Raw genomic sequence first — 11,747 nt, forward strand, 5'->3', positions numbered from 1 at the left:
AATACAAGTTACTTTTTGACTGGGGAAAGGACTCGAGCTTTTCCTACCCAGCTATAAATTATATGCCGGATAGTACAAGGCTGAAAACCCTAAGCCGGAAAACTGCCAGCAGAAATGGGGCACAGCAGCCATCAAGGGCCAAAAAACCACACCTTACTCTACAGTCCCAAGGTGGTTGACGGGAAAGCCGGGGAACTTTTCATCAATCGTTGGTCCAGCCGCTCCTTCAACGCCACGCGCCTAGCGGCTTCAGACCCGGCTATTCCCGCGCACCGTTGCGGGTCCAGTCGTTCAAATACCCAGCCAGGGCTCCACAGAGCACTCGGCAATTCAGTGTCCGGCGCACACACCATCCGCTGGCATTTTACAATGTGCGCCCAGGTTCGGCGCCACGTCACAAAGCGCGTGTGCCTCCGCGCTATCTCGTCGTAATTATTAGCAAGCATCGTTAGTTTTCGGCCGGTTTTGGACCAGTCATTTAGCGCTTGATCCACAACGCGTTCGCCTAACGGCCAGTCTTCAAAGTTTGCATCGCATAAAATTATTTCGCGCCACCCCTGGCGGGACGCAGCGGCAAAGGCGTGACGGATCAAATCGGTAAACTCGGTGCGGCCGGCGAATCGACCTTCCAACAAGGCAGCCGGCATTGCAGGCGTTTTTTCAGAATCCATAAGATTTTCTCCTTGGTTTTTATTCGCCTTTTCCGCTCCTTTCGAAGTTACCACCGACTACTTTAGGTATTCGCACCCGGCAGTCCATGCCGCTCTTGCTGCAGCCAACCTGCATCGTGCCACTCCCCTAGAAGCGCAATGGCGGACACGCTGGCTTTACTCAGCTCGTGCGCCGAAAGACCTCGCTGGTCGGCCAACCGCCGCATCAGAGTTGCGTCGGCACCCTTGGCTCGGTAGCTTTCTCCGTTGATAAAAACATGGTCACTGTCGTACAGCATGCGGGTCCGCGCGTCCAGACGAATGCTGGTTTGGTGCGCTTTCGCAGCATCGGGCGCCCAAGCCTGCAGGGGCTCATCAAACAATACGGATGGTTTTGGCTCGGTCATGCATTCACCCAAGGCACAGCTAATGGCCAGAGGGTCTTTCAGCGCCTGAACAACAGCTTGTTCTGCGAAGGTCACTAAAGCTGCGGGTAATGCCGCTGGGGTCGCGGTCGCGGGCTGACCCGGATCACGATACAGCCGAGCCAGCGGCGCAGCTCGACGACGCCCTTCGACGGGTGCTGTGTCCACCGCGTCTTCGCTAAATTCAGCCAAGCGGTGCAGTAATTCGGCGGCCAACACGTTACGAATGGGGACCCGAAAGCCAACGGAGTAAGTCATGCAATCGGCCGCTTTTCCATCGCTCCCGATAGCGGCTTCAGCGACGCCATCGTGCGCATAACCCGGAGGCAGATAAAGCATATCTCCCGCCTCCAATAGAAACTCTTGATCAGGTTCGAAGTTCTGCAAAATTTTCAGAGGCACCCCTTGTTGCAGGGTCAGGTCTTTTTGCTGGCCTATCCTCCACCGCCTTCGTCCACTGGCTTGCAACAAAAACACGTCGTAACTGTCAAAGTGGGGCCCCACGCCCCCCCCCGTCGTTGCAAACGAGATCATCAAGTCGTCCAATCGCGCATCGGGCGCAAAACGGAACTGTTGCAGCAAAGCGTGCGCGCCCGCATCGTGCATGTCGACCCCCTGCACCAACAGGGTCCAGCCATCTTTGCTCAAGGGCGGCAGACTTCTAGCTGCAATCGGCCCTTGTTTCATGCGCCAACCCTTTGGCTGCTGAACGATCAACCGCGATTCAACATGCTCGAATGTCGCCAGCTTAACCAGCGCTGCGCGGCTCAACAAGGGCTGAAAGCCGGGAATGGCTTGGCGCACAAGCAGCGGCTTTTTTTGCCAGTATTGACGCATGAACTGCGCCGGGCTCAGGCCAGCGAGAAGAGCTAGAGATTGATTTATATCCATGGGACAATTGTGCGATGAAAATCACCCCGCAATGCGTTGTAGCCCTGACATGGACGCTGAAAGATACTCTGGGCGAGGTCTTGGATGAATTAGACGAGCCAGTTGAATTCCTGCTGGGGGGTGATGACTTGCTGGCAAAAATCGAGGAATCTCTACAAGATCACGAGGCGGGAGACCAGCTTGACCTGCACTTGGAACCCGAAAACGCTTTCGGCGACTATGATGAAAATCTTGTTTTTCTCGAGCTTCGCAACATCTTCCCGGCCGAACTGGAAGAAGGTATGACCTTCGATGGCGTTGCTCTTCCAGCGGGTGTTAGCGCCCCCATTCCGCATAACCACATTTACACGGTGACAGAAATCTACCCTGACCATGTGGTTCTGGACGGTAACCATCCCCTTGCGGGAATCGCCTTAAGGCTCACTGCCAAGGTCGAGTCCGTGCGCGACGCTACCGAACCGGAAATCGGAAAAGGTTCGTTGGGCACAGGATTTTTCAAACTTGAGCCGCAAGCACCGGTCAACACAACGGTGCACTGATACCGCTTGCCATTGAAAAAGCCGGCCAGTCCTTATTGGACGAGGCCGGCTTTGCATGAAGAGTCAAGCGCCTACTGGATTCGAAACACCTGGCCATTTTCAACTTTTACCCGATCACCTATGCGCAGGTCGCCGTACGACTGCACGTCATAGGCACGGAAGGCGCCATTGTCTAGCTGAACGGAGACGCGATAGCTCTCGCGAACGTTGGTGCCGCGATTTTTCTCAATCGCATTTCCAGCGACCGCGCCGCCCACAGCGCCGAGCACGGTGGCAGCATCGCGGCCGCTGCCGCCGCCGATCTGATGCCCGATGACCGCTCCGGCCACACCCCCTAATACGGCTCCCACGCCCGAGCCCTTACCCTGCTCCTGATTTTGAAGGACCTCCACATTACTGACACGCCCATACTCAATGTAGTTGCTTTGCTGAGTCGGGGCCGGGTAAGACGAGGTGGGATAAGCCGAGCTGGGATAGGACGACATCGGAACCGGTGAATACATCGGTGCCGAGCCGCAGGCGGCCAGACCGGCCACTAGAAGCACCGAAGAAGCAACCGCAATAAGGCGGGAAAGATGGCGCATGAAAATCTCCTGTCTATACCGTTCATGGAACCCTTGCGCATTAGCTCATTGCAATTAACGAGCAGATTGCCTCCGGCTCTCACCATCGATTAAGCGCGCGCAAAGGACATCGCAAGGTGGGGTCCTCGGCTATCCCGCCGTGGGAAGTCGCCATCAATGCCCGTAGGAGAAACCTGACGCCTTAGGAAAAACGCTGAATGGGTTTTTTTGCTCGCTAGGCTTTACCGGTCGATCCGTAGCCGCTCTCGCCGCGCTGGCTGGTGGCAAACTCATCGACAACATTGAACTCGACCTGCGCGACCGGCACGATTACCAATTGGGCAATGCGTTCCATGGGTTGGATGGTGAAAGACACATCGCTCCGATTCCAAGCGCTAACCATCAACTGGCCCTGGTAATCACTGTCGATCAGGCCTACCAAATTACCGAGCACAATGCCGTGTTTGTGACCCAGCCCGGAGCGCGGCAGGATGAGCGCGGCATAACCGGGGTTGTGCAGGTAAATAGCAATCCCCGTGGGCACAAGTTGCCAGGCATTGGCGCCGAGTACGAGTGGTGCATCCAGACAGGCGCGCAGGTCCAGCCCGGCACTGCCGGGCGTGGCGTAGTTGGGAAGATTACCTTTGAGGCGGCCGTCTATGATCTTGAGGTCAATTTTCATCAGTTGTTTTTTTGAATAGTTGCGGTCTTTTGACTTCTTGGTTGCCACGCTACCGAGCAAGCGCCGACATTCTGATGGTAATTTCCCGAACCAGGCGCCGCGCGAGTGACAGCTTCGACGCCCGCGGCAACTCGGTGCTGCCCTGCTCGTCCACCAAAAGCAGCGCGTTGTGGTCCTGACCAAAGGTATCCGGTCCAATATTACCGATCAGCAGGGGTACCTTTTTTCGCACCCGCTTGGCTTGGGCGTTTTCAAGCAAATCATGACTTTCAGCCGCGAAACCGACACAAAACAGCTTGCCCGCCTGAGCGGCAGCGGAGTGAGAGACGGTCGCCAGAATATCCGGGTTTTCGGTAAATTCCAACCGGGGCGCATGGCCAGACCCGTCTTTCTTCATCTTTCGGTCCGACGGCGTTGCGGGCCGCCAATCGGCCACAGCGGCAGTTGCTATAAAAATAGTAGCTTGTTGTGCTCGCTCTATAACGGCCTCAAGCATATTTTTTGCCGACTTCACGTCGATTCGGCTGACCCCGCGCGGCGTAGGCAAACTCACGGGACCAGCAACCAGCGTCACCTCGGCGCCTGCTTCGCGCGCTGCACGGGCGACGGCAAAACCCATTTTTCCACTCGACAGATTGGTGATGCCGCGAATCGGATCGATGGACTCATACGTAGGGCCGGCCGTGACCAGTACGCGCTGGCCAATCAGCACCTTAGGGGTAAAAAAAGCGATGATGTCTTCGAGAAGTTGCTCCGGCTCCAACATGCGACCATCGCCGGTTTCACCGCAGGCCTGAAAGCCACTCCCCACACCCAGCACGCGGGCACCGTCCGACTCAAGCTGAGCAAAGTTGCGTTGCGTGGCTGGGTGGGCATACATCTCGCGGTTCATCGCTGGCGCCACCAGCAAAGGCACCTTGTCGATAGGTCGGGCTAGGCACATCAGGCTAAGCAGATCGTCGGCGCGGCCATGCAACAGTTTGGCGATAAAGTCGGCACTGCAGGGCGCAATCAAAATGGCGTCAGCTTCGCGCGACAAGTTGATGTGCGCCATATTGTTGGACTCGCGGCGGTCCCACTGGCTGGTGTAGACCGGCCGGCCACTGAGCGCCTGCAGAGTGACGGGGGTGATGAACTGCTCGGCCGCTTGGCTCATTACCACCTGCACCGTCGCACCTGCCTTGACAAGGGTGCGACAGAGTTCTGCCGCCTTGTAACAGGCGATACCGCCCGAGAGACCCAACAAAATATGTTTACCGGCCAACTCCAGCGTTTCCTCTCCGCCCGTATCATTTGCTTGATTCATCATGTTCCGCAATGTAGCAGTTGGCGAGACCCCTCCTTTTAACTTGGTGTAACGCCCGTCCCCGGCGGTCTGTTTTTTGCGTCGTCGTGCCGACTGGAAAATGTTACCGCTTTTGTAGCGCTGTCTGCCGGGCATTGCCCGGTCCACCCATATAATCTCCGTTTACCACCTCAGCGAACTTGTGGTTCGTAACTGACATGACCAAATTTGTCTTCGTCACCGGCGGTGTGGTGTCCTCCCTCGGCAAGGGAATCGCCTCAGCCTCCTTAGCTGCGATCCTTGAATCGCGAGGCCTCAAAGTCACTTTAATTAAGCTCGATCCCTATATCAATGTAGATCCGGGCACCATGTCGCCGTTTCAGCACGGCGAGGTCTTTGTGACCGAGGATGGGGCGGAAACCGATCTGGATTTAGGCCATTACGAGCGTTTCGTCGAAACGCGCATGCGCAGGTCCAACAACTTCACGACCGGCCAGATTTACAAAAGCGTGCTCGAAAAGGAACGCCGCGGCGACTACCTGGGCAAGACCGTGCAGGTGATTCCGCATGTCACCAACGAAATTCAGGATTTCATCAAGCGCGGCGCGTGCTATGAAACACCGGAAGCCGTCGATGTGGCCATCGTTGAAATCGGCGGTACGGTCGGCGACATTGAGTCGCTTCCTTTCCTGGAAGCGGTGCGCCAGATGAGCCTTCGCATGGGCCCTAACAACACCGCGTTCGTGCACCTGAGCTATGTTCCCTGGATTGCTGCCGCAGGCGAACTCAAAACCAAGCCGACGCAACACACCGCCAAGCAACTGCGCGAGATCGGCATACAGGCTGACGTGTTGCTGTGCCGCGCAGACCGCCCTATTCCCACGGAAGAGCGCGACAAAATCTCCTTGTTTTCCAACGTCCCCGAATGGGGCGTCATTTCCATGTGGGATGTGGACACGATTTACAAAGTCCCGCGCATGCTGCACGAGCAGGGTCTGGACGGACTGATTTGCGACAAGCTGCGTCTTAACACCCCGCCTGCCAATCTAAAGCGATGGGACGACTTGGTGTATGAATTCGAGCATCCAAAAACCGAAGTCAGCATTGCCATGGTCGGAAAGTATGTGGACCTGAGCGATAGCTACAAGTCACTTAACGAAGCGCTGCGCCATGCCGGCATGAAAAACCACACCAAAGTGGTCATCGAATACATAGATTCCGAAACCATCACGCCAGAGAACGTGTCGCGCCTGTTGCAGTTTGACGGCATTTTGGTGCCCGGAGGCTTCGGCATACGCGGCGTCGAAGGCAAAATTTGCGCCGCCCGGGTTGCGCGTGAAAACAAAATTCCTTACTTGGGCATCTGCCTGGGTATGCAGGTTGCGACGATTGAGTTCGCTCGCCACGTCGCCGGCCTCCAAGGTGCCAATAGCACCGAGTTCGATCCGGCCAGCCCTTACCCCGTCATTGCGCTCATCACCGAGTGGAAAGACGCCGACGGCACCATCAAGAAACGCGACACCAAATCCGATCTGGGCGGGACCATGCGGTTGGGAGCACAAAGCTCCGATGTTGAAAAAGGAACGCTCGCCCACAAAATTTATGGCGATGTGGTGACGGAACGTCACCGCCATCGCTATGAAGCCAACGTCAACTATCTCGATGCTTTGCGCAAATCTGGCCTGGTCATCTCTGCGCGCACACAGCGTGAACACCTGACGGAGATTGTCGAGTTGCCGCAAGACGTCCATCCCTGGTTTATGGGTGTCCAATTTCATCCCGAATTCAAATCCACGCCTTGGGATGGCCATCCGCTATTTAACGCCTACATTGCGGCGGCGCTCCAACACCGCGCTATGGCAGGCCAGGAGGGCAAAGCCACCGCAAAACCTCTGAAAGCGGTCGCCTGATCATGAAACTGTGTGGATTTGACATCGGCCTGAACCAGCCTTTTTTTCTGATCGCTGGTCCTTGCGTCATTGAATCTGAGCAGTTGCAGATGGACACCGCCGGAACGCTGAAGGAAATTACTTCGGCGCTTGGCATTCCATTTATCTTCAAGAGCAGTTTTGACAAGGCCAATCGGTCCTCCGGCAATACTTTTCGCGGCCCGGGTATGGACAAAGGCCTTGAAATTTTGGCTAAGGTCAAACGTGAATTATTGCTGCCAGTCCTGACCGATATTCACGTTGAATCGCAAATTGCGCAGGTAGCCAGCGTGGTGGATGTATTGCAAACCCCTGCTTTTCTGTGCCGCCAGACCGACTTCATTCACGCGGTTGCGCAATCCGGCAAACCGGTGAATATTAAGAAGGGTCAGTTTCTCGCGCCCGGCGATATGAAAAATGTGATTGATAAAGCCCGGGCGGCGGCCCGCGAAAAAGGCCTCAATGAAGACAATTTCATGGCCTGCGAGCGTGGTGCCTGTTTTGGCTACAACAATCTGGTGTCCGACATGCGCGGCTTGGCGATCATGCGCGAGACCAATGCCCCTGTAGTATTTGACGCCACCCACTCCGTGCAATTGCCCGGTGGCAACGGCACCAGCAGCGGTGGCCAGCGCGAAATGGTCCCGGTGCTGGCACGTGCCGCCGTAGCGGTTGGTATTGCCGGCCTCTTCATGGAAACCCACCCCGACCCCGCCAAAGCAATGAGCGACGGCCCCAATGCCGTTCCGCTCAAACACATGAGAGCTTTGCTTGAAACGCTGCTGGAATTGGACCGAGTGACCAAAAAGAATGGCTTTCTGGAAAACGATTTTCAATGAGCGGCTACATTATCGCCAGCGTGACCGTCACCGACCCGGTGCAGTATGAGGAATACAAAAAGTGGTCTGGCGCCGCCATGTTGGCGCATGGCGCAGAGGTGTGCGCGCGTGGCGGCAAGATCGAAGTACTGGAAGGCGACTGGCAGCCAGCGCGTCTGGTTATTTTGAAGTTTTCCACATTCGAAGCGGCCAAGGCATTTTCGGATTCGCCCGAATATGGCAAGGCCAGAACCGCTCGACAGGGTGCGGCGATCATGCAGATGATCGCCGTTGAGGGGGCTTGAGCCGCGCGTCAGTTCGTGAGTAGTCTTAAAACGAAGTTAAAAGCAAGTTCAAGGTTTGTAATTTTTGATTTGAAAGAACATAAATGAGCGCAATTGTTGATATCGTCGGCCGCGAAATTCTCGACAGCCGTGGCAACCCTACAGTTGAATGTGATGTGCTGCTGGAGTCCGGCGTCATGGGCCGCGCATCGGTGCCCTCGGGCGCCTCCACCGGTTCGCGCGAAGCAATCGAGTTGCGCGATGGGGATAAATCACGTTACCTCGGCAAAGGCGTTCTCAAGGCCGTCGAGCACATCAACACTGAAATCTCTGAAGCCGTGTTAGGGCTCGACGCCAGCGAACAGGCCTTTTTAGACCGTACCCTGATTGACCTGGACGGTACCGACAACAAATCCCGCTTGGGCGCAAATGCCACGTTAGCCGTCAGCATGGCAGTGGCGCGCGCAGCGGCTGAAGAAGCAGGGCTGCCCTTGTACCGCTACTTTGGCGGTAGTGGCGCCATGCAAATGCCGGTGCCGATGATGAACGTGGTCAACGGTGGCGCGCACGCGAACAACAACCTGGACTTACAGGAATTCATGATTATTCCGGTGGGCGCACCGAGCTTTCGCGAAGCGGTGCGCTATGGTGCCGAAGTATTTCATGCGCTGAAAAAAATCCTGCATGACAAGGGTATGAGCGTGGCGGTGGGTGACGAAGGCGGCTTTGCGCCGAACGTACCCAGCCACGAGGCCGCTATTCAAATGATTCTGGAAGCGATTGACAAGGCGGGTTTTGTGGCCGGCGAGCAGATTGCGCTGGGCCTGGATTGCGCGGCCTCCGAGTTTTACAAAGACGGCAAATATGTGCTGTCCGGCGAAGGCCTGAGTTTGTCAGCTGAAGAGTGGACCAACATCCTGGCGACCTGGGTGGATAAGTACCCCATTATCAGCATCGAAGACGGCATGGCCGAAGGTGACTGGGACGGCTGGAAACTTCTGACCGACCGCCTGGGCAAAAAGGTGCAAATTGTGGGTGATGATTTGTTCGTTACCAACACCGAAATCCTCCGGGAAGGGATTGACAAAGGCATTGCCAATTCGATTCTGATCAAAGTCAATCAGATCGGCACGCTGACCGAAACCTTTGCCGCGATTGAAATGGCCAAGCGCGCTGGTTACACCGCTGTGATCTCGCACCGCTCGGGCGAAACCGAAGACTCCACCATCGCCGACATCGCGGTAGGGACCAATGCTGGCCAGATCAAGACCGGCTCCCTCTCCCGGTCTGACCGCATGGCCAAGTACAACCAGCTACTGCGCATTGAAGAAGACTTGGGCGAGATCGCGTACTACCCGGGTCGGGCAGCGTTTTATAACCTGCGCTAACTTCGCCACCGCTGGCCGCACCCTTTCAACCGTCACGTGCGAAACCGCCTTATTCCTGCGATCCTGATTGCGCTGCTGCTGTTATTTCATGCTCAACTCTGGATTGGCCGGGGTAGCATTCCAAGCGTTCGTGAGATGCAGCAGCGGCTGGATGCACAACGCGCAAAGAATGCGCAGGGCCAAGCCATAAATGATCAGTTGGAAGCCGAAGTCCGGGACCTTAAGGAAGGTCTGGAAATGGTCGAAGAAAAAGCCCGGAGTGAGTTGGGCATGGTCAAGCCGAATGAAATCTTCGTGCAGATTACCAAGTAAGCAACTTGCTCCACAGCGTGAAAGCGGCTTTACTGGCCTGAAAAAACTTTCACCTTATCGGCTGACATAACTATGCTGAAAATCGCATTGGCGGGCGCAAGCGGCACTGGAAAATCTCAACTGGCTGTCGCGTTGTCCGAGGCACTGAAAGCTTCGGAACAAGAAGCGGTCGTGCTGGTGGCCAACATTGCGGCGTTTCAAGCAGACTGTGCCCGCTACGATCTGACGCTGCTTATGGGGCTAGAGATTGGCGTTGAACAAACGGGGGAAAGCACGCTCACTGAAACCTCGTCGTTGATGCGGGAAGCTGACGACCATTCAATTCGCAATGCATTGACAAACGCTGGCGTGCCTTACCAAGTAATTTATGGCTCACACGAAGAGCGCCTTAGCCAAGCAATCGATGCGATTGGGGGCCTGCTGCGGCGTGCTAAAAATCCACGCCAAATCAGCACCCGAGGGGGCGGAAAAAATAGCGCCTGGGCCTGGATTTGCGACAAATGCGGCGACCCGCAATGCGAGCATTTGCTGTTAACGGCTTTGTTGACCCGGCGCTCAGGCAGCGGCTGAACAGGCCCAGCACTTCGGCCGAAGCGACGATCAGGGCACAACTTATTGCACCGTAGACGTGGGCGGTTGCTGGCGGCTCTGATGGGTAAAAATCTGCGCCGCATCCACCGGATCAAAATCGTACTGCGCGCCGCAAAATTCGCACCCTACCTCGACCTTGCCGCGCTCGGCGAGGATACTTTCAATTTCTGCCGTGCCCAGGCTGCGCAACATGTTGCTCACGCGATCGAGCGAACAGCTGCAGGCAAAACTGGGCGTCACGGGCTCAAACCGCGTTAGGGGCTCCTCCCAGAACAGGCGTCGCAAAATGGTGTCCACATCCAGGCTTAACAGCTCTTCGCGTTTGAGAGTACTGGCCAGCATCGCGATGCGTTTGTAGTCCTCGTTGATACCGATCTGATCTTCGTTGGCATCCCGGTCAATCTGACCTTCCAGATTGCCCAGACCCGTGACGGGTAGGCGCTGAATCAGCAGACCTGCTGCCACATTCCCATCCGCAGCGAGGATTAGCTTGGTGTCGAGCTGCTCGCTTTGCAGCATATAGTGCTCCAGCACCTCGCTCAGCTTTTCAATTTTCTCGTGCTGGTCGCCAAAAAGTGGCACCACGCCCTGATAGGGCTGTTGCCCGGGGAACTTATCTTTCGGGTCCAGCGTAATCGCGCAACGCCCTTTATTGTTGACATTAACCAGCTGGCTCAGCGAATTTCCCGCATCGACGTTGCCCGTCACGGTCGCCGTGGCCCGTAGACTCAAGTCAGGCTGCACTTCCACCACCGCAAGCTTGACCGGGCCGTCGCCGAAAATTTGCAAAATTAAAGCACCATTGAATTTGATATTGCTCTGCATCAAGGCGCCTGCCGCCGTCATTTCACCGAGTAAATGCATGACCTCAACCGGATAACCTCCGGCGGCTTGACGGCGCTTGAGGATTTCTTGCCAGGAATCAGTCAGGCGCACGAGCATTCCACGCACCGGCAGGCCGTCAAATAGGAATTTATGAAGTTCGGACATGTTAAGGGGTAAGGTTTGGTGCGCGAATGGAATGTAACCGGCAGAAATCTGTTGCTTAGGCCAGCTTCTTGAGCCCGGTTTTATAGCGCCGGGAATTGTCTATATAGTGCTTGGCGCTCATTTTTAAACCCTCTATCTGTTCTGCGGAGAGTTGCTTTACCGCCTTGGCCGGGCTACCGAAGATCATGGAACCATCGGGAAACTCCTTACCTTCGGTCACGAGAGAACCCGCACCGACCAAGCAGTTCTTGCCAATTTTGGCGCCATTCAGGACCACCGCCTGAATGCCAATTAAAGAACCATCGCCAATACTGCAGCCATGCAACATCACCTGATGGCCGACGGTGACATTTTCACCAATGCTTAGCGGCATGTCCTGGTCGGTATGCAAGACACTGTTG

Annotated in this window: 14 protein-coding genes; 7 read left to right on the plus strand and 7 right to left on the minus strand. The window is 55.9% G+C overall.

Going from position 1 to position 11,747, the window contains the following annotated elements; genetic code table 11:
* Positions 1-158: 158 nt before the first annotated feature.
* A complete protein-coding gene (locus HHJ16_RS09920) occupies positions 159-671 on the minus strand; it encodes a hypothetical protein (RefSeq protein ID WP_293642510.1) in 513 nt (170 codons plus the stop codon).
* A 62-nt stretch (positions 672-733) separates the two neighbouring features.
* The gene (locus HHJ16_RS09925; protein ID WP_293642511.1) at positions 734-1,966 is read right to left on the minus strand and encodes a cupin domain-containing protein; all 1,233 of its coding nucleotides are present in this window, start codon (positions 1,964-1,966) and stop codon (positions 734-736) included.
* A 14-nt stretch (positions 1,967-1,980) separates the two neighbouring features.
* On the opposite strand from HHJ16_RS09925, the gene HHJ16_RS09930 reads away from it, so the two are divergent.
* Positions 1,981-2,505 (plus strand): peptidylprolyl isomerase, encoded by a 525-nt coding sequence (locus HHJ16_RS09930; RefSeq protein ID WP_293642512.1) that lies wholly within the window; start codon positions 1,981-1,983, stop codon positions 2,503-2,505.
* 71 nt (positions 2,506-2,576) lie between these two features.
* On the opposite strand, the gene HHJ16_RS09935 is transcribed toward HHJ16_RS09930, so the two are convergent.
* The 3 genes from HHJ16_RS09935 to coaBC all read right to left on the minus strand — a co-directional run bounded on the left by HHJ16_RS09935 (position 2,577) and on the right by coaBC (position 5,059).
* Positions 2,577-3,089 (minus strand): glycine zipper 2TM domain-containing protein, encoded by a 513-nt coding sequence (locus HHJ16_RS09935; RefSeq protein ID WP_293642514.1) that lies wholly within the window; start codon positions 3,087-3,089, stop codon positions 2,577-2,579.
* A gap of 214 nt (positions 3,090-3,303) precedes the next feature.
* Positions 3,304-3,750: a dUTP diphosphatase gene (gene dut / locus HHJ16_RS09940; protein WP_293642516.1), complete on the minus strand. Its 447-nt coding sequence runs from the start codon at positions 3,748-3,750 to the stop codon at positions 3,304-3,306.
* A gap of 49 nt (positions 3,751-3,799) precedes the next feature.
* Entirely contained in the window at positions 3,800-5,059 is a 1,260-nt protein-coding gene (gene coaBC, locus HHJ16_RS09945; protein WP_293642518.1) for a bifunctional phosphopantothenoylcysteine decarboxylase/phosphopantothenate--cysteine ligase CoaBC, read from the minus strand.
* Positions 5,060-5,253: 194 nt separating this feature from the next.
* Here coaBC and HHJ16_RS09950 point away from each other — a divergent pair, with 194 nt between their 5' ends.
* From HHJ16_RS09950 to HHJ16_RS09975, 6 genes are all read left to right on the plus strand, one after another.
* Complete coding sequence (locus tag HHJ16_RS09950) at positions 5,254-6,945, plus strand: CTP synthase (RefSeq protein ID WP_293642520.1); 1,692 nt, start codon at positions 5,254-5,256, stop codon at positions 6,943-6,945.
* A gap of 2 nt (positions 6,946-6,947) precedes the next feature.
* The gene (kdsA, locus tag HHJ16_RS09955) at positions 6,948-7,802 is read left to right on the plus strand and encodes a 3-deoxy-8-phosphooctulonate synthase (protein ID WP_293642521.1); all 855 of its coding nucleotides are present in this window, start codon (positions 6,948-6,950) and stop codon (positions 7,800-7,802) included.
* Complete coding sequence (locus HHJ16_RS09960; RefSeq protein WP_293642522.1) at positions 7,799-8,086, plus strand: DUF1330 domain-containing protein; 288 nt, start codon at positions 7,799-7,801, stop codon at positions 8,084-8,086. The genes kdsA and HHJ16_RS09960 overlap by 4 nt, the downstream gene beginning before the upstream one ends.
* An 83-nt stretch (positions 8,087-8,169) precedes the next feature.
* Entirely contained in the window at positions 8,170-9,453 is a 1,284-nt protein-coding gene (gene eno, locus HHJ16_RS09965; RefSeq protein WP_293642523.1) for a phosphopyruvate hydratase, read from the plus strand.
* A 36-nt stretch (positions 9,454-9,489) separates the two neighbouring features.
* Positions 9,490-9,765, plus strand: coding sequence for a septum formation initiator family protein (locus HHJ16_RS09970; RefSeq protein WP_293642524.1), 276 nt, complete (start codon positions 9,490-9,492; stop codon positions 9,763-9,765).
* 72 nt (positions 9,766-9,837) lie between these two features.
* Entirely contained in the window at positions 9,838-10,335 is a 498-nt protein-coding gene (locus HHJ16_RS09975; RefSeq protein WP_293642525.1) for a hypothetical protein, read from the plus strand.
* Between the two features lie 42 nt (positions 10,336-10,377).
* Here the strand turns inward: HHJ16_RS09975 and HHJ16_RS09980 are convergent, their stop codons facing one another.
* A complete protein-coding gene (locus HHJ16_RS09980; RefSeq protein ID WP_293642526.1) occupies positions 10,378-11,346 on the minus strand; it encodes an Hsp33 family molecular chaperone HslO in 969 nt (322 codons plus the stop codon).
* A 55-nt stretch (positions 11,347-11,401) separates the two neighbouring features.
* Positions 11,402-11,747: gamma carbonic anhydrase family protein (locus HHJ16_RS09985; protein WP_293642527.1), on the minus strand; the 346-nt coding region annotated here is incomplete at its 5' end.

Origin of the sequence: Polaromonas sp. (genome assembly GCF_012927485.1) — a bacterium.
Taxonomy (GTDB): Bacteria; Pseudomonadota; Gammaproteobacteria; order Burkholderiales; family Burkholderiaceae_C; genus Polaromonas.